Annotated in this window: 25 protein-coding genes and 1 tRNA gene; 17 read left to right on the top strand and 9 right to left on the bottom strand. The window is 66.3% G+C overall.

Annotation, left to right across the window (positions count from 1 at the left end; translation table 11 throughout):
* The coding region (locus tag VGI62_RS22340) for a cold-shock protein (protein WP_331506819.1) at positions 1–65 on the bottom strand (65 nt) is incomplete at its 3' end.
* A gap of 282 nt (positions 66–347) precedes the next feature.
* On the opposite strand from VGI62_RS22340, the gene VGI62_RS22335 reads away from it, so the two are divergent.
* Positions 348–572, top strand: coding sequence for a hypothetical protein (locus VGI62_RS22335; protein WP_331506816.1), 225 nt, complete (start codon positions 348–350; stop codon positions 570–572).
* A 90-nt stretch (positions 573–662) separates the two neighbouring features.
* Here VGI62_RS22335 and carA read toward each other — a convergent pair whose 3' ends face one another.
* Positions 663–1,832, bottom strand: coding sequence for a glutamine-hydrolyzing carbamoyl-phosphate synthase small subunit (gene carA / locus VGI62_RS22330; RefSeq protein ID WP_331506814.1), 1,170 nt, complete (start codon positions 1,830–1,832; stop codon positions 663–665).
* A gap of 102 nt (positions 1,833–1,934) precedes the next feature.
* Between carA and VGI62_RS22325 the strand changes: the two genes are divergently transcribed.
* The 7 genes from VGI62_RS22325 (at position 1,935) to sigJ (ending at position 6,226) form a co-directional block, all read left to right on the top strand.
* Entirely contained in the window at positions 1,935–2,375 is a 441-nt protein-coding gene (locus VGI62_RS22325) for a DUF1330 domain-containing protein (protein WP_331506813.1), read from the top strand.
* Positions 2,376–2,459: 84 nt separating this feature from the next.
* Positions 2,460–2,705 carry a DUF1272 domain-containing protein gene (locus VGI62_RS22320; protein WP_331506812.1) on the top strand — a complete coding sequence of 82 codons (246 nt, stop codon included), beginning with the start codon at positions 2,460–2,462 and terminating at the stop codon, positions 2,703–2,705.
* A gap of 75 nt (positions 2,706–2,780) precedes the next feature.
* The gene (gene aqpZ / locus VGI62_RS22315) at positions 2,781–3,503 is read left to right on the top strand and encodes an aquaporin Z (protein WP_349257053.1); all 723 of its coding nucleotides are present in this window, start codon (positions 2,781–2,783) and stop codon (positions 3,501–3,503) included.
* Positions 3,504–3,579: 76 nt separating this feature from the next.
* Entirely contained in the window at positions 3,580–4,278 is a 699-nt protein-coding gene (locus VGI62_RS22310) for an HAD family hydrolase (protein WP_331506811.1), read from the top strand.
* A 39-nt stretch (positions 4,279–4,317) separates the two neighbouring features.
* The gene (locus VGI62_RS22305; protein ID WP_331506809.1) at positions 4,318–4,773 is read left to right on the top strand and encodes a hypothetical protein; all 456 of its coding nucleotides are present in this window, start codon (positions 4,318–4,320) and stop codon (positions 4,771–4,773) included.
* 1 nt (position 4,774) lies between these two features.
* Positions 4,775–5,326: a hypothetical protein gene (locus VGI62_RS22300; RefSeq protein ID WP_331506808.1), complete on the top strand. Its 552-nt coding sequence runs from the start codon at positions 4,775–4,777 to the stop codon at positions 5,324–5,326.
* Positions 5,327–5,335: 9 nt separating this feature from the next.
* Entirely contained in the window at positions 5,336–6,226 is an 891-nt protein-coding gene (gene sigJ, locus VGI62_RS22295; protein ID WP_331506807.1) for an RNA polymerase sigma factor SigJ, read from the top strand.
* Here the strand turns inward: sigJ and VGI62_RS22290 are convergent.
* Positions 6,223–6,486, bottom strand: a complete 264-nt coding sequence (locus VGI62_RS22290; RefSeq protein WP_331506806.1) for a hypothetical protein — start codon at positions 6,484–6,486, stop codon at positions 6,223–6,225. The two genes, sigJ and VGI62_RS22290, sit on opposite strands and share 4 nt — an antisense overlap.
* Positions 6,487–6,791: 305 nt before the next feature.
* Between VGI62_RS22290 and dnaG the strand changes: the two genes are divergently transcribed.
* On the top strand, positions 6,792–8,690 hold the full coding sequence (dnaG, locus tag VGI62_RS22285) for a DNA primase (protein ID WP_331506817.1): 1,899 nt from the start codon (positions 6,792–6,794) through the stop codon (positions 8,688–8,690).
* Between the two features lie 6 nt (positions 8,691–8,696).
* Here the strand turns inward: dnaG and VGI62_RS22280 are convergent, their stop codons facing one another.
* Positions 8,697–10,874, bottom strand: coding sequence for a xanthine dehydrogenase family protein molybdopterin-binding subunit (locus tag VGI62_RS22280; protein ID WP_331506805.1), 2,178 nt, complete (start codon positions 10,872–10,874; stop codon positions 8,697–8,699).
* Positions 10,871–11,332 carry a (2Fe-2S)-binding protein gene (locus VGI62_RS22275; RefSeq protein WP_331506803.1) on the bottom strand — a complete coding sequence of 154 codons (462 nt, stop codon included), beginning with the start codon at positions 11,330–11,332 and terminating at the stop codon, positions 10,871–10,873. The genes VGI62_RS22280 and VGI62_RS22275 overlap by 4 nt, the downstream gene beginning before the upstream one ends.
* A 469-nt stretch (positions 11,333–11,801) precedes the next feature.
* Here VGI62_RS22275 and rpoD point away from each other — a divergent pair, with 469 nt between their 5' ends.
* Positions 11,802–13,742, top strand: coding sequence for an RNA polymerase sigma factor RpoD (gene rpoD / locus VGI62_RS22270; RefSeq protein WP_331506801.1), 1,941 nt, complete (start codon positions 11,802–11,804; stop codon positions 13,740–13,742).
* Between the two features lie 43 nt (positions 13,743–13,785).
* Here the strand turns inward: rpoD and VGI62_RS22265 are convergent, their stop codons facing one another.
* The gene (locus tag VGI62_RS22265) at positions 13,786–14,406 is read right to left on the bottom strand and encodes a TIGR02466 family protein (protein WP_331506800.1); all 621 of its coding nucleotides are present in this window, start codon (positions 14,404–14,406) and stop codon (positions 13,786–13,788) included.
* A 126-nt stretch (positions 14,407–14,532) separates the two neighbouring features.
* Here VGI62_RS22265 and VGI62_RS22260 point away from each other — a divergent pair, with 126 nt between their 5' ends.
* From VGI62_RS22260 to VGI62_RS22245, 4 genes are all read left to right on the top strand, one after another.
* Positions 14,533–15,420 carry a hypothetical protein gene (locus VGI62_RS22260; RefSeq protein ID WP_331506799.1) on the top strand — a complete coding sequence of 296 codons (888 nt, stop codon included), beginning with the start codon at positions 14,533–14,535 and terminating at the stop codon, positions 15,418–15,420.
* Between the two features lie 109 nt (positions 15,421–15,529).
* Positions 15,530–15,991, top strand: a complete 462-nt coding sequence (locus VGI62_RS22255; RefSeq protein ID WP_331506798.1) for a DUF6152 family protein — start codon at positions 15,530–15,532, stop codon at positions 15,989–15,991.
* A gap of 240 nt (positions 15,992–16,231) precedes the next feature.
* Positions 16,232–16,846, top strand: coding sequence for a DUF6644 family protein (locus tag VGI62_RS22250; protein WP_331506797.1), 615 nt, complete (start codon positions 16,232–16,234; stop codon positions 16,844–16,846).
* Positions 16,843–17,673 (top strand): DUF6644 family protein, encoded by an 831-nt coding sequence (locus tag VGI62_RS22245; RefSeq protein WP_331506796.1) that lies wholly within the window; start codon positions 16,843–16,845, stop codon positions 17,671–17,673. Before VGI62_RS22250 ends, VGI62_RS22245 begins: the two co-directional genes overlap by 4 nt.
* Positions 17,674–17,698: 25 nt before the next feature.
* On the opposite strand, the gene VGI62_RS22240 is transcribed toward VGI62_RS22245, so the two are convergent.
* Together VGI62_RS22240 and VGI62_RS22235 are read right to left on the bottom strand one after the other, a co-directional pair.
* Positions 17,699–17,920 carry a flagellar basal body rod C-terminal domain-containing protein gene (locus VGI62_RS22240; protein ID WP_331506795.1) on the bottom strand — a complete coding sequence of 74 codons (222 nt, stop codon included), beginning with the start codon at positions 17,918–17,920 and terminating at the stop codon, positions 17,699–17,701.
* A gap of 59 nt (positions 17,921–17,979) precedes the next feature.
* A complete protein-coding gene (locus VGI62_RS22235; RefSeq protein WP_331506793.1) occupies positions 17,980–18,342 on the bottom strand; it encodes a TfoX/Sxy family protein in 363 nt (120 codons plus the stop codon).
* Positions 18,343–18,429: 87 nt separating this feature from the next.
* Between VGI62_RS22235 and VGI62_RS22230 the strand changes: the two genes are divergently transcribed.
* Positions 18,430–18,795 (top strand): hypothetical protein, encoded by a 366-nt coding sequence (locus VGI62_RS22230; RefSeq protein WP_331506792.1) that lies wholly within the window; start codon positions 18,430–18,432, stop codon positions 18,793–18,795.
* A gap of 15 nt (positions 18,796–18,810) precedes the next feature.
* Here the strand turns inward: VGI62_RS22230 and VGI62_RS22225 are convergent, their stop codons facing one another.
* Complete coding sequence (locus tag VGI62_RS22225) at positions 18,811–20,061, bottom strand: serine hydrolase domain-containing protein (protein ID WP_331506791.1); 1,251 nt, start codon at positions 20,059–20,061, stop codon at positions 18,811–18,813.
* A gap of 137 nt (positions 20,062–20,198) precedes the next feature.
* Between VGI62_RS22225 and VGI62_RS22220 the strand changes: the two genes are divergently transcribed.
* On the top strand, positions 20,199–20,672 hold the full coding sequence (locus tag VGI62_RS22220) for a hypothetical protein (protein ID WP_331506790.1): 474 nt from the start codon (positions 20,199–20,201) through the stop codon (positions 20,670–20,672).
* Positions 20,673–20,726: 54 nt separating this feature from the next.
* Positions 20,727–20,802, top strand: a tRNA-Ile gene (locus tag VGI62_RS22215).
* The last annotated feature ends 120 nt before the right edge of the window (positions 20,803–20,922 follow it).

Below are 20,922 nucleotides of genomic sequence, written 5' to 3'. Positions count from 1 at the left end.
TCATCCGGTTGGATGAAGCCGAAGCCCTTGGCGCCATTGAACCATTTGACGGTGCCGGTAGCCATGTAAATTCAAGTCCTTCGATAGGTTATTGCCGACCGGCCCAAGCATTTGCGCCGACGATCAAAGTTCGAAATGGGTCGGGAGGCAGGTCCGGCGCCCAAGTCATCGAGCGGGGAAGGTCGGCCGAACCGTAACGAATTCGATGGACGACAGCGTGGAGGATTTCCAAACGCGAGGCAAGGCGTGTAAAAAAATTGCCGAAAGCTCGAAACCAATCGGCGGCTGGGCCATATAGTTTGTGAAGCCACGCGTCGTGGCCATGAACTGTTGTGGAGCGGCTCGCCATGACCCTCGTCGATAAGATCCCCATGCTCACCGATGAGGAAGTGATCAACTTGCTGGCGAATGCACGACGCCTGCAACAGGCGGGCGACGAGCGCCAGCAGGCGGCCGCCGCCGAGCTGCTTCCTGCACTTGAAGCCGCCGCAGGGGAGCGGCGCTCAGAACGCCTGGCCTCCGCCCAAGCCAAGCGCGCCGCCGCCCGTAAGCCGAGAAAAGCCGCCGCCTAACCACCGCCGCAAGACAGATGGCGCCGGCAGAGGTCGGATGGCCCGAAGGCCGCCCGAAACCATCGAGCTAAGCCCTCGGTTTGGAGAGCGCTAGCGCGCGGCGTCCATCAATCGTGCGAAGCGCTCGAAGAGATAGAGGCTGTCCGTCGGGCCGGGTGAGGCCTCGGGGTGATGCTGGACGGAGAATACCGGGCGGTCCTTAAGCGCGATGCCGGCGTTGGTGCCGTCAAAGAGCGAGACGTGGGTTTCCTCCACAGGCTCGGGCAGGCTGGCGCGCTCGACGGTGAAGCCGTGGTTCATGGAGACGATTTCGACCTTCCCGGTGGTCAGGTCCTTCACCGGATGGTTCGCGCCATGATGGCCCTGCTCCATCTTTACGGTCTTTGCGCCGAGCGCCAGGGACAGCATCTGATGGCCAAGGCAGATGCCGAAGACCGGCGTCCCGCTCTCCACCAGCTTCAGGATCTGCGGCACGGCGTATTGGCCTGTCGCCGCCGGGTCGCCGGGGCCGTTAGACAGCAGCACGCCGTCGGGCTTCCGGGCCAGGATGTCTTCGGCGCTGGTCGATGCCGGCACGACGGTCACCCGCGCCCCGACGCTGGTAAGCGCACGCAAGATGTTGCGCTTCACGCCGTAGTCGACGACGACCACCTCGTACTTCGGCGTCGCCGCCGGCTTGGCGTAACCCTGCGGCCATGACCACAGGCCCTCGTCATAAACAAACGGCTGCAGGCAGGAGGCGTCCTTGGCGAGGTCCAAGCCCTCCAGCCCACTCCAGGCCTTGGCCTTGGCGACCAGGGCGTCGAGATCGAAGCGGCCACCCGGAGAGTGGGCGATCACAGCGTGGGGCATGCCGTGCTCGCGGATCGAGCGAGTAAGCGCACGCGTGTCGACACCTGCGAGACCCACGACGCCACGCCGGGCCATCCAGGTGGGCAGATCCGCCTCGGCGCGCCAGTTGGCCGGGGCGGTCGGCAGGTCGCGGAAGACGGCCCCGCGCGCGGCGGTTTCCGCCGAGCCGGACATCTGCTCCAGGTCCTCGGGGGTCGTGCCTGTGTTGCCCACGTGAGGAAAGGTGAAGGCCACGATCTGGGCCATGTACGACGGGTCGGTCAGGATCTCCTGGTAGCCGGTCATGGCGGTGTTGAAGCAGACCTCGCCGAGCGCCTCGCCGACCGCACCAACGCCCAATCCCTGCAGGATGGTCCCATCAGCCAGCGCCAGAACACCGGTGCAATCGGGCAGCAGGTCGCGGCTCATGGCGAGGGACTCCTTTTGGGCAAACGGGCGCGTAGGTAGTGAGTCCCGCTTGACGGGTCAATGTGCGCATATCGCACGCCCGGCCGCGCAGGAGCACCCCCGATGAGCGATACCTACATCGACCCCGACCGGGCCGCCTGGGAGATCTTCAAGTCCCTGCCCCGCGATCAGCCCATCCACATGCTCAACCTGATCCGGCTACGCGATCGCGCAGAGTATGCCGAAGGTCACCCGAACCACGGCAAGGACATCAGCGGCGTCGAGGCCTATCGCGAATACGGCCGCACCATCGCGCCACACCTGGCGCGGCTGAACAGCCGCCAGGTCTGGGCCGGCGCTCCGCAGGTCATGGTGACCGGGCCGCAAACCGAGGCCTGGGACCTTGCCTTCATCGTCGAGTACCCCGTATCGCAGGCGTTCATCGACATGGTCCGTGATCCGGACTACCGCGCCGACGTAGTGCCACATCGCACCGCCGCCGTGGCCGATTCTCGCCTGCTCAGGCTCAGCCCACTCGAGCCAGGCGACAAGCTGGGACATTAGCTGGAGCTGGCGGGAAACGAGGGAAGGCCGTCATTTCGACTTGGCCGCCGGTTTGCCATTCTGAACGGACCAGGGAGCGCCGACATGCTGATCCTCAAGCCGAACTGCGAATGTTGCGACCGCGACCTTCCACCGGAGAGCCCAGACGCGCGCATCTGCACCTTCGAGTGCACCTTCTGCGCCGACTGCGTCGAGATCCGGCTGGGCGGCGCCTGCCCCAACTGCGGTGGCGACTTCGCCGTTCGCCCGATCCGCCCCGCGGCCCTGCTGGCCAAATACCCCGCCTCCACCGAGCGAGTGGTTGGGGGCCATAAGGCCTGCGCCGCCTAGGGGGTGGGGTGATACCCTAGTTGACCGCCATCGGCGCCGGGTCTCAGCTTTCTCCAGCCGAAAATGGAGGACGCGATGGACATGGCGAAACGGCTGTCGGCCGAATTCATCGGAACCTTGTGGCTGGTGCTGGGGGGCTGCGGCGCCGCGGTGCTGGCGGCGACCTTCCCGCAGGTAGGCATTGGGTTATTGGGGGTCTCGCTGGCGTTCGGGTTGACCGTGTTGACCATGGCCTTCGCCATCGGTCACGTGTCCGGCTGCCATCTCAATCCGGCGGTGTCGCTTGGTCTTTTCGTCGGGGGCCGGTTCCCGGCCCGCGACCTCTTGCCCTACTGGGCGGCACAGGTCCTGGGCGGCGTCGCGGGCGCGGCCATACTCTATTCGATCGCCAGCGGCGCATCGGGATTCGACGTGCAGGCGGGTTTCGCCACCAACGGCTACGGCGAACACTCACCGGGCCATTACAGCTTGCAGGCCGCGCTGGTCTGCGAGGTGGTTATGACATTTGGCTTCCTGTTCGTGATCCTGGGCGCGACGCACGGAAGCGCCCCTAGGGGTTTCGCCCCGATCGCCATCGGCCTTTGCCTGACCCTGATCCACCTGATCAGCATCCCCGTGACCAACACCTCGGTGAATCCGGCCCGGAGCACCGCCGTGGCGGTCTTCGTGGGCGGCTGGGCGCTCAGCCAGCTCTGGTTGTTCTGGGTCGCCCCGCTGATCGGTGCGGCTTTGGCCGGGGTGGTCTACCGCTGGGTCGGCGGGCCGGAGCCCGCGCCGGTGCCGGTCACCGGCGACTAAGGGGCGCAGCCCCGAGCGCCGCCTGCGGGATTGCACAGGCTTCGAACCCGCTGCTGGCCCTGCTAGTAGCTCGGCCATGCGCATTACGACGGTCGGCCTCGATGCCGATGACACCCTTTGGCACAACGAAACCATCTTCCGGCTCACCCAGGATCGGTTCCGCGCCCTGATGGCCGACGTCGCTTCGCCCGAGGCGCTGGACGCCCGCCTGGCTGAGGTCGAACGACGCAACCTCGACCTCTACGGCTACGGCGTAAAGGGCTTCACCCTGTCGCTCATCGAGACCGCCATGGCGTTCACCGGGGGTGAGCCTCCGGGCCGGATGATCGCAGACATCCTGGCCGCCGGCCGCGAGATGCTGGCCTACCCGGTCGAACCCCTGCCGGGTGTCGACCTGGCCCTGGCTGAGCTCAGCCAGAGCTACCGCCTCGTGCTGATCACCAAGGGCGACCTGCTGCACCAGGAGCAGAAGCTTGCAGCCTCGGGCCTTGGTGATCTTTTCGCCGCCGTCGAGATCGTCAGCGAGAAGGACGCCTCGACCTACACACGGGTGTTCGCCCGTCACGGCACCGGCGCTGAGGAGGCTGTCATGTGCGGCAACTCCGTACGCTCCGACATCCTGCCGGCGCTTAAGGCCGGCGCGTGCGCAGCGCTCGTTCCTTATCCTCTCACCTGGGCGCACGAGATGGCCGACCCGCCGGTGGACCACCCGAGGTTCGCAGAGCTGGCCTCGATCACGGATCTGCGGGCGTGGGTAAGGTGGCTGAGTAGATAGCCTGGGCGCCTTCCCCCCCCTGTTTTGGGAGCGGGAGACATGGGACGATGTCACAAGGCGAACGCCTCGGCCGTCTTGCTTTCCGAAACCACCTCGGAAGGTCGCGACTTGGCTCGTGTCGTCTGCTTGATCCTGGCTGTCGTGCTCGTCGCCAACGGGCTCGCCATGCTGTTCGCCGGCCCGTGGTGGTACGGCGTCGTGCCAGGAGTCGTCGTCACCGGCCCCTTCAACCCGCACTTTGTCCGTGACATCGGGGCGGCCTACCTGGTCGTCGCCGGCGGGCTCGGCTGGTTCGCCGCGAGGCCGGAGCAGGGCTGGGCCGCCTTGGTCGCCGCCGCTGCCTTCCTCACCCTGCATGCGGCCGTCCATGTCTTCGACGCGGTCTGTGGAACCAGGTTCCTGGCCGATGTCGCCCGCGACCTGGCCGGCGTCTACTTGCCCGCCCTCGTGGCGCTCGCCATCGCCTTTCGCTATCCGCCGGAACGGAGCTCTTGAGATGCTGAAAGCCCTGCTCGCCGCCCAGATCGACAAGATGGAACGTCTTTGGGCCTACGACGCGAGCTACATGCGCCGCATCCTGGCCGCGAGCCCAAGGACGTTTCTGCGGTTTGGATTCGTCAGCCAACTCGTCGACGCCAAGGCCGCGCCGGTCGAGGCCCTCGCCGCCGCCGGCCTCGTGGGCGCCCTTGCGGAAGACTGCGGTCCTTGCACGCAGATCGGCGTCGACATGGCCTCGGCCCGCGGGGCAAAGCCCGAGGTGCTTCGCGCCATTCTGGCGGCCGACGAGGCCCACATGGGCGAGGCCGCGGCCCTGGCCTGGCGCTTCGCCCGCGCCAGCCTCGCGCGCGACATGGCCGCCTGCGACCCCTTGCGTGACGAGATCGTCCGTCGCTGGGGTGACCGGGGTCTGGTGGCGATCTCCATGGCGCTCACGACGGCGCGCATGTATCCGACGCTGAAATACGCCCTCGGCTACGGCAAGGCCTGCTCCAAGGTCACCGTCGCCGGCGTCGCGAGCCCTGTCGCGCACCTCGCCCAGGCGGCGTAGCGTTCCGGCATGGACGCCGCTCGCATCGACGCCTTCGAGGCTCAGCGGCCGCGGCTTCTTCGGCTCGCCTACCGGATGCTTGGGTCGGTGGCGGAGGCCGAGGACGCCGTACAGGACGCGTGGCTGCGCTGGACCAAGGCCTCGGAGCGGGCCGGCGACGAGGTCGTCCAGCCCGCCGCGTGGCTGGCGCGGGTGACCATTCGCCTTTGCATCGACCGGCTCCGCTCGGCCAAGGTCGAGCGCGCGGCCTATCGCGGGCCGTGGCTGCCGGAGCCCCTGATCGAGCCGCTGACGCACGACCCGGTGGAGCGCGCCGAGGATGTCTCAGTAGCCTTCCTGCTGGCGCTGGAGCGGCTGTCGCCTCTGGAGCGCGCGGTTTTCCTGCTGCACGACGTCTTCGACGAAGACTACGGCTCGGTCGCCGAGACGCTCGGGCGCTCTGAATCCGCTGTCCGCCAGCTCGCCAGCCGGGCGCGCGAGCACGTCCGCGACGCCCGCCCGCGCTTTTCCGTAAGCCAGGACGAGGCTGCCCGGTTGGCGACAGCCTTCGCGGCCGCCGCCACCTTAGGCGATATGGCCGGGCTCTCCGCGCTCCTGGCGCAGGACGCGGTTCTGGTCACCGACGGCGGGGGTAAGCGCAAGGCGGCGCTGCGGGTGCTGGCGGGGCGTGAGGACATCGTTCGGCTGATGGAAGGCATAGCTTGGCGAGGCCAGACCGCTCCGCCCGAAAGCCTGCGCACCGCGCGAATCAACGGCTATCCGGGTTTTGTGCTGACCCTACGTGACGGCCTCTCCACCATCGCCTTCCAGCCCGGCTGCGACGGCCTGATCCACGCCGTCTACATCGTCCGCAACCCGGAAAAGCTGGGCCATGTGGCGGGGCAGGAGGGCGAGCGCTAGGAACGCGGGCGACGCTCGCTGTGGGGCTTCGTCGCCAGGGCGCGCTTCAAGTGCTCTCCCCAGCGACGCGCTGCAGCGAGCAGGGATGTTCCCATCACGATGAAGAAGATCGCGAGCCAGAAGAGTTCGCCAAGCCGGCCGTTCGCGGCGGGCGCATCGTCCGGAGCGCGGCCGCCCACGATCCTTCCGACGCCGAAGTACTCGAAGGCGCCGATGGCTGCCAGCGTCACCAGCACTGCGCCCGCGAGACGGAGCCACATAATCAAGCGCCCATCCCCCAAATCACGACGCGAAAAGAGCGGCGAGCATCGACCCTGAGTAGCGCCGCGTCAAACCCCTGTCTGGGCTGCCGACCCGCCGAGCCCTCGACTTCAGGCGAGAATCGACCTGGAACAAAAGTGGAACAATTTTTTCTGCACAGGGTTACTATGATCATCCCCAGTTGCGGGAGCCACCTGTGGAAAACCATAACGAACCGTCGACGGGCCTGAGCCATAAGCAGTTCGGTTGACTGTGCCTCAGGTGGGCGGGTGTGCATTCGGAACAGGTGCGGGGCGGGATGGTGGTGAGGTTCGACGAGCGGTTTCTAGACGAGATCAAGTCTCGCCTGCGCCCTTCCGACGTGATCGGCAAGACCGTAAAGCTGCGCCGGCAGGGCCGCGAGTATGTTGGCCTGTCGCCGTTCACCAAGGAAAAGACGCCCTCCTTTTACGTCAACGACGACAAGGGCCAGTTCTTTGACTTCTCGTCCGGCAAGACCGGCGACATCATCTCCTTCCTCCAGGAGAGCGAGAAGCTGACATTCGTCGAGGCCGTCGAACGCCTGGCTGCCCAGGCCGGCGTTGCGCTGCCTGCGGTCGATCCGCGCGCTGCTGAGCAGGAGAAGGTCCGTCAGAGCCTTTCCGATTGGTTGGAACTCGCCGCCCAATGGTTCGAAGCCGAGCTTCGCCGACCGGCCGGCCGTGAGGCCCGCGCCTATCTTGAAAAGCGCGGCCTGCCAGAGAAGGAGTGGGTGCGCTTCCGCCTGGGCTTCTCGCCGCCCGGCCGAACGGCGCTGAAGGACTACCTGGTCGCCAAGGGCGCGCGGCCTGGCGAGCTGGTGGAGACGGGTCTTCTGATCGCGCCGGAAGACGGAGGCGCGCCTTACGACCGCTTTCGCGACCGGATCATCTTCCCGATCGGCGATTCACGTGGGCGCGTGGTCTCGTTCGGCGGCCGCGCGATGGATCCGCAGGCTCGCGCCAAGTACCTGAATGGACCGGAGACTTCGATCTTCCACAAGGGTCATCAGCTCTACGGCCTGGCCGAGGCCCGAAAGATAATCGCCGCGGCACCGGCAGGCGGCGAGACCCCGCCGCTGGCCGTCGTCGAGGGCTACATGGACGCCATCGCCTGCCATCGCGCTGGCATTCCAGCCGTCGCGCCCATGGGCACGGCGCTCGGCGAAGACCAGATGGAGATCCTCTGGCGCCACCATCCCGAACCGACGCTCAGCTTCGATGGCGACCGCGCCGGCCGCCAGGCGGCGGCCCGAACCATGGATCGCGCCCTGCCTCTGCTGAAGCCTGGAAAGAGCTTCCGGTTCGCCGTCGTCGAAGGTGGCAAGGATCCGGACGAGGTCCTGCGCGAGCAGGGGCCTTCGGTCTTGAAAGCCCAACTCGCCAAGGCCACGCCTTTCGCCGAGGCGCTGTTCATCCGCGAGCGTGACGCCGAGCCCTATGACACGCCGGAGCGCAAGACGGCGCTGAAGGCGCGCTTACGCAAGCTCGCCGCGACGATCGCCGATGCGGACCTCGCCCAAGCCTATAAGGAAGACCTGCTCGGCCGGTTCGAGCAGCTTTGGCCGACCCGGGAGCCGGTCTACACGGCCGGAGCCGCAGGTCGGGAGCTTTCGCGCGCACGCTGGGACAAGCGTCGCGTAGTCGCCGCGGGGTCGACGCCCGAGGCCAGGGACGCCAGCCGCCGGCTCCGCCAGTCGCCTCGCCCCTTGGCCGCCGCCCTGGCCCTGGCGGCTGTGCGCGACCCGGGCGTCATCGACGACAAGATCGAGCTGGTTGGCGCGCGCGGCTTCGGCGACGAAAAGCTGGATGCCCTCGCCCAGCAGCTGGTGCGCCTGCGCTACGAAGTCGACGGCGCGGAGCTTGACGCCGCCTTGCAGCTTCGCGTCCTCGACCCGGCGATGCTGCACACCCTCGAGCAGGACGCCCGCCGCGCCGGTGTGAGCGCCCCGTTCCTGCGGGCGACCGGCGCACGGGCGCGCGATCTTTGGCGCCAGGCCTTCGATCTCCTGATGAAGCTGGAAAGCCTCGAGCGCGCGGTGGAAGCTGCCGCCCGCGACCTCGACCGTGATCACGACGCGACCACGCTCGTCACCCTGAAGACCGAACGCGACACCCTGCGTAAGCTCCTCAACAGCGACTGGTCGCACCCCGAAGAGGCCGCAACGCCGGTGTTGCCGCACTAAGCCGGCTCAGGTCCACTTCAGGTCCGCGTGCTTCAGCGGCAGGCGGCGCACCCGCTGGCCGGTGGCGGCGAAGATCGCGTTGGTCAGGGCCGGCGCGAGCGGACCAAGGCCCGGCTCGCCGACGCCCCCCCACCTGGGGCCGCCGCTCGGAATCAGGTGGACGTCGATCCTTGGCGGCGTGTCCGCCATGCGGGCCATCCGGTAGTTGTGGAAGTTGCTCTCAACCGGCGCCCCGTTCTTGAAGGTGATCTCGCCCCAGAGCGCCGCGGTCAGGCCCATGATCACCGCCCCCTCCATCTGCTGGGCCACGGTGTTGGGGTTGGCCACGTGGTAGGGGTCGAGCACACAGGTGACGCGGTCGACTTTCAGCAGGCCCTGCGGCGAGACGGTCACCTCGACCACCTGGCCCGAAACCGAGCCGTACGCCTCGATGATCGCCAAGCCGCGCCCGCGACCCTTCGCCAGGGGCTGTCCCCAGTCGGATTGCTTGGCCATCGCGTCGAGGACGCCCAGCGCGTCCGGACGAGCGATCAAGAGCGCGCGTCGGTAGGCGTAGGGATCCTGGCCGGCCGCGTGCGCCAGCTCGTCCATGAAGCTTTCGATGAAGAAGCCATTCTGCGAGGAGCCGACGCCGCGCCAGAAAGAGACCGGCACGTGGCTGTTCTTCAAGAGCACGCCCACATCGCGCGCCGGGAAGGCGTAGAAGCTGTTCTGGATGCATTCGGTGGCCATGGGCTCACTGCCCTGGACCTCCTGCGGGCCGTTCCCACCGCGGATCAGCGAGGGCACTGCGATGCGCGCCTGCAGGACCTGCGGCCTGCCATCGGCGGCCAGGGCTGAGCGAAAGCGCACGAAGGCCTGCGGACGATAGCGGTCGCGGCGGATGTCCTGCTCACGCGACCATATCAGTTTGACGGGCTTGTTGACCTGCTTGGCGACCGCGATCGCCTGCGGAAGCTCGTCGTGGGCGCCGCCCCGGCGGCCGAAGCCGCCTCCGACGTAGTTGTTGTGGACATAGACCTGGTCCTGCTGGAGGCCGGTCTCGCGCGCGGTCTGCTGCAGCACGGCCATCGGCGCCTGGGTGGAGATCCAGATGTCGGCGCGCTCGGCCGTGAGCGCCACCGTGCAGTTCAGCGGTTCCATCGGCGAGTGGGAGAGGAACGGCGCCTCGTACACCGCCTCGACGACCTTGGAGCCGGTCGCCGAGAGCGCAGCTTCGGGATCGCCCTTCTTCTCGGCCGTGGCCATGGGCTTGTCCAAGGCTGCGTGGTAGTCGAGGGCGAGGCTGTTGCTGTCGACGTTGCCGTAGCCACCGTCATCCCACTCGATCTTGAGCGCATCGAGGCCCTTCTTGGCGCGCCAGTAGCGGTCGGCCACCACAGCCACGGCGTCCTTCAGCTTCACGACACCGACGATTCCGCGGATGTCCTTCAGCGCCGAGTCGTCCACCGACTTGAGCGAACCGCCATAGACCGGGGCGGACCATACGGCTGCGTAGACCATCCCCGGAACCTGGGCGTCGAGGCCGAATTTCGCCGAGCCGTCGAGCTTGGCCGGGGTGTCGAGGCGCGGGGTCCACTTGCCGACCAGCACATACTGGTCCGGCGACTTGATCTTGGGCTCGAGAGGCAACTGCACCGTGGCCGCGGCGGGGGCCAGGGAGCCGTAGTCGGCGCTGCGGTTGGTGGCTTTGTGCAGGCATTTTCCGGCAGCGATGGAACAGTCGGCGGGGTCGACCTTCCAGCGCTCGGCGGCGGCCAGGCGCAGGCGCTCACGGGCGCTCGCGCCGGCCTGCTGCATCATCGAGACGGATGTGCGCACGCCGCGCGAGCCCACCGTCTGCATGCTGTCGTAGAGCTTCCCGCCGGCCCGGGCGTTGCGATTGGCTGAAGCGTATTCCACCCGCACCTTCGCCCAATCGCACTCCAGCTCCTCGGCGACCAGCATGGCCAGCGCCGTCGAAGTGCCTTGGCCCATCTCCTGGTGCGGCACGCGCACGGTGACCGTGTTGTCCGGCTCGATGATCAGGAAGGCGGTCATTTCCTTGGCCGGGTTGGTTCCGTCGGCGACCAGCGGCGGCTGACCCTTGGCCTGGGCGGCCATCGGAACGCCGATCATCAGGCCTCCGGCGGCGGAGACGCCGGAGAAGACAATGGCCCGCCGCGAAAGCGTCACGTTGTTCATGCGCGGGCTCCCTTCGAGAGTGCGGCGGCGCGGTGGACGGCCTTGCGGATGCGCGGATAGGTGCCGCAGCGACAAATGTTGGTGAGCTTGGCGTCGATCTCGGCGTCGGTCGGATTCGGCGTCTCCTGGAGCAAGGCGGCCGCGGCCAAGATCTGGCCTGACTGGCAGTAGCCGCACTGGGGCACGTCCTCGGCGAGCCAGGCCTGCTGGACGGGATGCTTGAGCCCGGCGGAAAGGCCCTCGATGGTCGTGACTGCGCCCTTCACCGAACCGGTGGGTGTGAGGCACGAACGGGTCGGCTTGCCGTCCACGAGGACGGTGCAGGCGCCGCACTGGGCGATCCCACATCCGAATTTGGTCCCCGTCAGGCCGATCTCGTCGCGAACCACCCAAAGGAGCGGGGCGTCGGGCTCCACATCCAGCTCGTGGCGCTTGCCGTTGACGATGAGCGTGATCATCCGTGGCGCTCCTGCTTTGTAGGGGAGCCTACTCCGATGTCATGTCGCAGGGGAGGCGGTCTTGACACCGCGCCCCTTCAACGCCATCTGGCTTTTTGCGGATTTAGCGCGCTGTTGACAGGCATCGATCGGGCCGCCGCGATTTTTCGGGCGCGCCCCTCGTCAGAGATCAAGATGCCTCCCTCGATGTGCGGTGATCCCAGTGGTCGCGCCTCTTCGCGGGCTCTTTTGAAGGGCTTGCGGTTTGGACGACGCCACCGACGCCGCGAAGGGAAACCTTCGGGGTGGTTGTTGTATGGCGAGTCCCACCGGCGAAAGACGAGCGCGACGTACTGACGCAGAGATCAGAACGGGAACGAATTGGGCGGTCGGCGGGTCTTAGGGGGCGGATCCCCGATCCGTCAGACCGCTGTAAACCATTTTCGGCCCGCGCCTTGCTAGGGTGCGGCGGCCGATTCCGGAGACCTAGATGAGCACCACCACCGCCGAAGCCGAAGCTCCAGAAAACACTGGCGGCGACGGTCCTCTGCTCGATCTTACGGACGCTGCGGTCAAGAAGTTCATTAAGCAGGCCAAGGCGCGCGGCTACGTCACGATGGACGAGCTGAACAAGGTCCTGCCGTCCGAGGAGGTGACCTCCGAGGCGATCGAGGACACCTTGGCGATGCTCTCCGAGATGGGCGTCAATGTCGTCGAGGCGGAAGAAGACGCCGAGGGCGGCGGCGAGGTCGCGGTCCGCGAGGAATCCGCGGTCGTCGAGACCGCCAAGGAAGCCGCCTACGACCGCACTGACGACCCGGTGCGCATGTACCTGCGCGAGATGGGCTCGGTGGAACTGCTCTCCCGCGAGGGCGAAATCGCCATCGCCAAGCGCATCGAGGCCGGTCGCGACACCATGATCCGCGGCCTCTGCGAAAGCGCGCTCACCTTCGAAGCCATCATGGTCTGGCGCGAGGAACTGGGAAGCGGCCGCATCCTGCTGCGCGAGGTGATCGACCTTGAACAAACCTATGGCGGCCTGAACGCCGGCGCCGGGGCCTTGCCGGTTGAGGCTGTGACGGAAGCCGAGGAAGAAAAAGAGGAGGCCGAGGCCGCCGAAGGCGCGCCTGAAGGCGAGAGCGACGATGATTTCGACGACGGCGCGGGCCCGACGATCAGCGCCATGGAGGCAGAACTCCGCGAAGGCGTGATGGTCACCCTCGACGCCATCGCCGCCGAATTCGAAAGCTTCCGGTTGCTGCAGGAAAAGCTCCTCGGTCAGCGCCTGAAGGGCGAAGACCTGTCGGAGAAGGACCGTGCGGCCTACGTCGCGGCCACCGGCGCCATCGTCCAGCACCTGAAGACGCTGAAGCTCAACAACAACCGCATCGAGGCGCTGGTCGAGCAGCTCTATGCGATCAACAAGCGCCTGATGGGCCTCGAAGGCCGTCTGCTGCGGCTCGCCGACAGCTACGGCATCAGCCGCGGCGAATTCCTGAAGGCCTATTTCGGCTCCGAGATGCGCCCGGACTGGACCACCCAGGTCAAGGCTCTAGGCGTGCGCTGGACCAAGTTCGCCGAGAATGACAACGGCCAGATTGGCGATATCCGCACCGAGGTCGCAGCGCTTGCGCAGGAAACCGGCGTGCCGATCGACGACTACCGCCGGATCGTCCAGACCGTGCAGAAGGGCGAACGCGAGGCCCGCCAGGCCAAGAAGGAAATGGTCGAGGCCAACCTTCGCTTGGTGATCTCCATCGCCAAGAAATACACCAACCGCGGCCTGCAGTTCCTGGACTTGATCCAGGAAGGCAACATTGGCCTGATGAAGGCGGTCGACAAGTTCGAGTACCGGCGCGGCTATAAGTTCTCGACCTACGCCACCTGGTGGATCCGTCAGGCGATCACGCGCTCGATCGCCGACCAGGCCCGGACGATCCGCATCCCGGTGCACATGATCGAGACGATCAACAAGATCGTGCGCACCTCACGCCAGATGCTGCATGAGATCGGCCGCGAGCCGACCCCGGAAGAGCTGGCCGAAAAGCTGGCCATGCCGCTCGAAAAGGTCCGCAAGGTCCTGAAGATCGCTAAGGAGCCGATCAGCCTGGAGACCCCCATCGGGGACGAGGAAGACAGCCACCTGGGTGACTTCATCGAGGACAAGAACGCGGTCCTGCCGATCGACGCCGCCATCCAGAGCAATCTTCGCGAAACAACGACGCGAGTGCTCGCATCGCTGACCCCGCGCGAGGAAAGGGTCCTGCGTATGCGCTTCGGCATCGGCATGAACACGGACCACACCCTTGAAGAGGTCGGCCAGCAGTTCAGCGTGACCCGCGAGCGCATCCGCCAGATCGAGGCGAAGGCGCTGCGCAAGTTGAAGCATCCCAGCCGGTCGCGGAAGCTGAGAAGCTTCCTGGACAGCTAGAACTGAGGTGAGGCCCTGCTCCGGCGGGGCCTTTTCTTTTGGGTCAGCGCCAGGCGTAGTTGAAGCTGATCGAGATGCGCTCCCTCCGGGCGCGGTTGGCCGGCACCTCGTGACGCAGCCAACTCTCCCACATCAACACCGACCCCGGCTCCGGCGTCAGGTAGACGAAGGCATGGGCGCTTTCCGGCGCGTTGGCCGCTCGGGGAGGAGCCGCCATCATCAGCGGTAGGCGCGGGTCCTCGAGCCGGAGCGAGCTCGCCCCCGGCGGCGTCGCCACATAGACCGTACCGGATATGACGCTGTGCGGATGGATGTGGCCGGAATGGGCGGCGCCGGGCTTCAGGATGTTCACCCAAAGGCTGTCAAGCTTCAGGCGCCCGCCGCGCAGGTCGAAAGAGAGATCCTTGGCGAAGGCCTTGGCGTGGCGATCCAGCTTGCCCTTCAGTTCGCCGAAGACGCTGGCCCGTGTCGGCAGATCGTCCAGCGACGCGTAGGAGGTGTAGCCGCCGTAGCTGTTGGCCTTGCACCAGGCTTGGCCTGCGGCGTCTTCCTGCGCCAGCATGAGGCAGGCGGCTTCCAATTCTGCCCTGAAATTTTCGAAACTTCGGTCTGTGCTAAGTGAAGCTTCATAGATCGGAGTCGCAAAGAGGGGACGTAGCGCCATGCCATCGCGCTAGTCTTGCGGCGAAGAATTGTCAAAGTTGGGACGCTGGCGCTTAGCCGAAACGTCCGCTAGAAATTTGGGAAAGTCGACTCTGCCGAGATCGGGCGGAGCGTTGGGGAGCGAAGAATGATCAGAACTGTGGTCGCGCTGGCGCTGGCTGGCGTGGTGATTGGCGGTCAGGCGCAGGCGGCGACCGCCCCCGCCGCATCCGCCAAGGCGAAACCGGCGACAGCCAAGGCGAGCGCGTACCGCGCGCCGCGCGGGCCGGACGGCAAGCATCCGGATCTGAACGGCGTCTGGCAGGTGATGAACAGCGCCAACTGGAACATCGAGCCGCACGCGGCGAGCGCCGCGCTGCAAATGCGTCCGGGGCCGGTCGTGCCGGTGCCGGCCAAGGAGGTCCTGGCGCTGGGCGCGGTGGGCTCGGTGCCCGCGGGCCTCGGCGTCGTCGAGGGGGGCACGATCCCCTACACCGCCGAAGCGCGCAAGCAGCGCGACGCCAACAAAGCTGACTGGATCCACAAGGACCCGGAGATCAAGTGCTACCTGCCTGGCGTGCCGCGCGCCAACTACATGGCGCTGCCGTTCCAGATCTTCCAATCCGAGAGCGCCACCCTGATCGCCTATGAGTATGCGGGCGCGGTGCGCAACATCATGTTCAAGGACCCGGGCCCTGCGCCGGTCGACAGTTGGATGGGCCAGTCGGTCGGTCACTGGGAAGGCGACACCTTGGTCGTGGTCGTCACTGGCATGAACGATTCGACCTGGCTCGACCGGGCCGGCAACTTCCATTCCGCCGACATGAAGGTGGTCGAGCGCTGGACGCCCACTGGCCCCGGCGTGATGCGGTATGAGGCTGAGATCACCGACCCGGCGACGTTCACGCGCCCGTGGAAGATGAGCATGAACCTCTACAAGCACGTCGGCGAAGACGCGCGCCTGCAGCAATTCAAGTGCGTCGAATTCGTCGAAGAACTGATGTACGGTCACTTGCGGAAAGAGCCGCTGAAGTGACAACTACAGCCGCCCTGTCTTCTTGTGCGCTCGCTGCGGTCCAAAGCACCGCGCCGGTGAACGTCCAGGAAGATGACAAGAGATCAGTATCCTCCGCTGGAGATTTTCAATGAATATTCGCAGTTTCATTATCCCCACCGTGATTTCCGCCGGGCTCCTGGCCGCCGCGACGATCGGCGTGACCGAGGCTTCGGCCCACCATGCCTTCGCCGCCGAATTTGACGGCAAGTCGCCCGTGCTGCTGCGCGGCAAGGTGACCAAGGTGGAGTGGATCAATCCGCACGCCTGGGTGCACGTCAACGTGGTCGGCGCCGACGGCACGACCACGGAGTGGATGGTCGAGGGCGGCACGCCCAACACCCTGCTGCGCGCCGGCATCGACCGGAACTCGCTGAAGGTCGGGACCGAGATCGTGGTCCGCGGCTACCAGTCGAAGGACAAGGCCTGCACGCCGATCTGCAAGGCTAACGGCCGCGACGTGACCTTCCCGGACGGCCGCAAGCTGTTCATGGGATCCTCGGGCACCGGCGCGCCGAAGGACGGTTCCGACCCAACGGAAATGCCGAAGTAGACCGGACCATTCGGTTTCTAAGAAGAGGGGGCTTTCCGGCCCCCTCTTTTTTGTCCTAAGCGTCGCGCAATTCGCGGCTGTAACGGATGTGTAACGGTGGCGGAACCGTACGCTGCTTGATTGCCGCCACGGTGGCGGTCGTGAGTTGCGGGGGCGCAGGGACGATTCGGCTGCGCGAGCTTTAAGAGTCCGAACGGACGGGTTGAGGGCAGGGATGAACGTACCAGGGGAGCCGCGTCGATGATCGGCGCATTCTTGAATTGGCTCGAACACTCGCTGGGCAAGGGCCCGTCCCCGGACGGCCAGTCCTGGAGCGAGGCCCTGCTGGGCTCGCTGAATTTCTGGGGACTGCTGGAGGGCACCCATCTCATCGCTCTGATGCTGTTCGCCGGGACCATCCTGGTGGTCGATCTGCGCCTGCTTGGCGTGACCTTCCGCAAGACCAAGGTGTCCGTGGTCAGCGACGCCATCCTGCCGCTCACGGTCTTCAGCTTCATCTTCGTGGTGATCACGGGCCTTGCGCTGCTATTCGCTAAGCCATTGTTTTATTATCACAATATATGGTTCCGGGCGAAGATGATCTTCCTCGCACTGGCGCTGCTCAACATCCTCGTCTTCCACGGCCGCATCCAGCGGACGCAGGGGGCCTGGGATGCCGACGAGAAGCCGCCGCGCTCTGCGCGGCTGGCTGCGGCAGGCTCGCTGCTCGCCTGGGTGCTGGTGATCACCTGCGGTCGATTCATCCCCTACGACTGGTTCGAGTGCGGCAAGCCGCAGTCCGATTTCATAAACTGGGTCCAGGAGTGCAAGACCTCCGAGAAGGGCGCGGTCAACGCGGCGGGGCAGCACCTATGAGCATGAACCTGGAGCAGTTCTTCCCCCACGCCCGCCCGTGGGTCGAGAACCTCGCCAACGTCTTCCCCGGCAAGCAGGTGAAGCCGCAGTTCGCCTTCTGGGAAGTGGGGCATATCCTGTCGCTGATCCTGCTCGGCGGCACGACGATCCTGATGAACCTGCGCCTTCTGGGCGTCGGCCTCACCCAGGAGCCACCCTCGGAGATCTACCGCAACCTGAGATTCTGGCAGAACGTCGGGGTGATCGGGATCGTGTTCACGGGCGTCCTGATCGGCTCGGCCAACGCCGAGCGCCTTTACGATAGCGCCGCCTTTATCGTGAAGATGCTGGCGCTGCTCTCGGGCGTCATCCTGACCTACGGCGTGAGCCGGCCGGTTGCGGCCGCCGAGGGCGCGGTGGGTGCGATGCAGAAGGTCTGGTTCGCGGTCGGCGGCGCGGTTTTCCTGTTCGGCCTGTGGTTCTTCGTGGTGTCCGACCTGGTCAATGTCGGCGTCTATCACATCATCACGGCCGCAGCCCTGATCGTGCTTTTCGCCACCAAGGGCCGGCTTCGGCTGATCTATCTGGGCGTCCTGATCGCGTTGATCGTGGCGCAGACCGTGAACACCCACATCCTCATCAAGCCCGACGACTACGACCACCTCAACCCGGTGAACAAGACCTGGACGGCCGTGTTCACGGCGTGGATCGGCGGTGCGGCGCTCTTCCAGATCTTCCGTGCGGGAAGGGGCGCTGAGGGCGGGCCGCTGACCAAATTCATCGCCTACGCCACGATTCTGGTCTGGGTGATGGGGGCGGCCGCCGGGCGCTGGATCGCGTTCGCCTGATTGGGCGGCGCCTGACCGGCTGGGCCTAGCGGGTCTGCAGGTCGAGCAGCGAGCGCCACATCTCGTCAGCGATCTTGATGACGCCGACGTTGGCGGCGAACGCCTGCTTGGCCTCGATCTGAGTGACCGCTTCGGAGGCGTAGTCGACAGCATCGCCACCGGCCATGCCAGCCACGCGCCCTGCGGAGGCGGAGAGGCTCCTGGTCGCGGCCATCATGCCGTAGCGGGCTGTGGAGATCGGATCCATTAGGCCAAGCTTGCGCCCGGCGCGGTTAAGCCATCGCAAGGTTTCGTGGTGAACGAAGCCTAAGGTTTTCGGGCCTTCTCCAGCTTCGCAGGCAAATTCATTGTCTCCACGAACGCAGCCATGAGCGCCGCGGCAAGAGCTTCCTCGTCGGCGATCACGGCGTCTGGAATGGCCAGGTAATCCTTCATCGGCCGTCCTGCCATTGGCTCGAAGGGCTTGGCCCCGTGGTCGCATTCAAGCCTCGCCCACAGGTCTGGCGGCACGCGTGCGAAGAGGCCATCGCCAAACAGACCCGCGAACATATTCCCGTTCACGAAGGCGACCGGGTAGCCGAACATCTTGCGCCGTTCGATCCCCGGTTCATCGGGGAGGCACTCGGCGAAGAGGTCCATCAGAACCTGTGGGGATTTGCTCCAGGGCATGGCGCAACGTCCTTGGGACACCGTGAGTTGACTGTCCGAGACGACATTGCATCTATGGACCGCAGGGGGACAGGTTGGAGAAACACCATGAGGGTTTCGATCCTGTTTGCGGCCGGCGCGCTTAGCCTGAGCGCCGGGTTGGCCTCAGCCCAATCGCTCGCCGACAATCCGCCCAAGGTCACGACCATGTGCCTGGATGTCGGCGGCGTGAGCCGGCCCGCGACCTGCAAGGCGCAGGCTAGCCGCCTCGATGCGCGCGAAGACATCTGCATCTGTCCAGGCGCAAGCCAGCACGTCCTCGTCTCGGTCTGCCCAGCCGGCGTCAACGCACCAGCCGAGAGCGCCGCCTTTGCACGCGCCCGCCTCAAGCTCGTCAACAAAGGCAGCCTCGTCGGCGCCACCTACGAGGGCCAGCCGATTTGCCGGCCGGCCCGGAATGCGCTCTTCCAGTAGGAGGACGGCCGTTCGCTACTTGCCGAGCGCCCCGTAGACCAGCTTCTGGAAGACCGGCAGGGCCGCGCGCCCGCCCATCCTCTGGCCGGTGGCGAGCTGGGACGCCGCGTCCGGGCCGAGCGGGATGGAGTTCTGGATCAGGTAGATCATCACCATGTCCTCGGCCGGATCGGCCTGCCACCAGGTTCCGAAGGCGCCGGGCCAGCCGAAGGCGCCCTTCGAGCCCGCGCCCATCCAGGCCTGCTTTTCAGGATCGGTGATCACCGAGAGACCCAGGCCGAAGCCCTGACCCAACCAGAACGGGATGCTCATGAAGGGAATTTGCCGCTGCGCGTCGGAGAGTCGGTTCTCCGCCATTAACTCGACGGTCTCTGATTTCACCAGCCGCACGCCGTCGACCTCGCCCTTTCCCAACAGCATGCGCGCGAATTTCAGGTAGTCGTCAGCCGTCGAGATCAGTCCGCCGCCGCCGCCCTCGAAGGCCGGTTGGGCGTCGACATGGGGAAAAGAGACGTCCTCCATACGGTCGGTTTCCGGATTGATCCGGTAGAGCTTGGCCATGCGGCCCCGCTTTTCGGGAGGGCACCAGAAATCGGTGTCGTGCATGCCCAGCGGCGCAAAGATGCGGTCCTTGAGCACCTGACCCAGCGGCTTGCCCTCGATCCGCGCAACGAGAAAGCCCAGCACGTCGGTGGCGTGGCTGTAGTGGAAGCGTTCGCCGGGCGGATAGGAGAGGGGGAGGCCGCCGAGCGCCTTCAACCAGGTGTCAGGGGTCATCGGTCCACCGAGGGGGGGGCCAAGCCGATCCTCGTGCGCCTGGGCGATCGGGCCAACCGAGGTGAAGGCGTAAGCGAGGCCGGCCCGGTGGGTCATCAGATCCTCGACGGTGATCTCACGCGGCGCCGGGTAGGTGTCGTCGATCGGTCCGGTCGCGTCCTTGAGCACCTGCATGCCTGAGAATTCCGGCAGCCACTTGGTGATCGGATCCTCGAGAAGAAGCTTGCCTTCTTCCAGCAGCATCAGGGCCGCGATCGACGTCACCGGCTTGGTCATCGAGGCGATGCGGAAAAGCGTGTCGCGGGTCATCGGCAAGGCGGCTTCGACGTCGCGATGGCCGACGGTCGTGACCTGGGCGATCTCGCCCTTGCGCCAGATAAGTGTGACGAAGCCCGACAGGTCCCCGGCATCGACGACCGATTGCAGGGCTGGAGAAATCTGCGCAAGGCCCGCCTGAAGGAAACCGCCGCTCGCCTGATCGCCGTCCATGCTCGTTCTCCCTTGTGCCTGTTACCGGCGTTCACCTGATCTTGGGCAGGGCGCCCTTAGGGCCGTCAAGCCGCTGTCGGCCGCGCGCCGGGCTCGATCGCGTTGAACCGCTGCAGCTTCCTGCGTATTGGGAGCCCATGGCCGCTCCCCGCACCGTCGTCCAGAGCCTTGTTGCAGGCCTCGCCGCCGTCGGCCTTTGCGCCTGTTCACCTGGCGCGCCCAAGGGCGTCGACAAGGATCAACTGGACGCGGCTATCTCACGCGCGATCGGCGATCCGGCGTCTTGCCTGCTGATCGCTGAGCAGGCCACCGGCAAGCTCGTCTACCGCTACAACACCCACACCGCATGCGCCCGGCCGCTACCCTCGTGCGACACGGCCGGGACCTCGCAAACCATCGACCAGCTGCTCAAGGCGACGCTGAAGGACGGCCAGACCCGCACGCTGAGCTGCAGCTCCAGTGAGGACGCCTCCCGGGGGGTTGGCTGGGCGGCGGGCCCGATCCCCGGAAAGGGCCTGGTCTACGCGGCCATGATGGAGGGCGACCGCGCCTTCCCGGGGCGCATGATGGCCGACCGGCTGTCCCGCGCTTTTAAGGACACCGGCCTCTAGCGGCTTTAAGGCCCGCGCGACGCGTGCTACCGGCGGGCGGATGCGTCGCTGCTGGGGCCTGTAGCTCAATGGTTAGAGCCGGCCGCTCATAACGGTCTGGTTGCAGGTTCGAGTCCTGCCGGGCCCACCAGCGAGGCTTCCTGCGACCCTCGGCCGAGGACCGGGAATTCCTGTCGGTGAAACTCGATGACCCTAGCTGCCCCGGTGGCGATCTACGCCTCCCAGGCCGTCGTGGACGACGGCTGCAGCC

This window comes from Phenylobacterium sp., from assembly GCF_036495085.1.
GTDB lineage: Bacteria > Pseudomonadota > Alphaproteobacteria > Caulobacterales > Caulobacteraceae > Phenylobacterium.
Note: the sequence above shows the minus strand (reverse complement) of the source record. Positions and strands in the feature narration are given on the sequence as shown.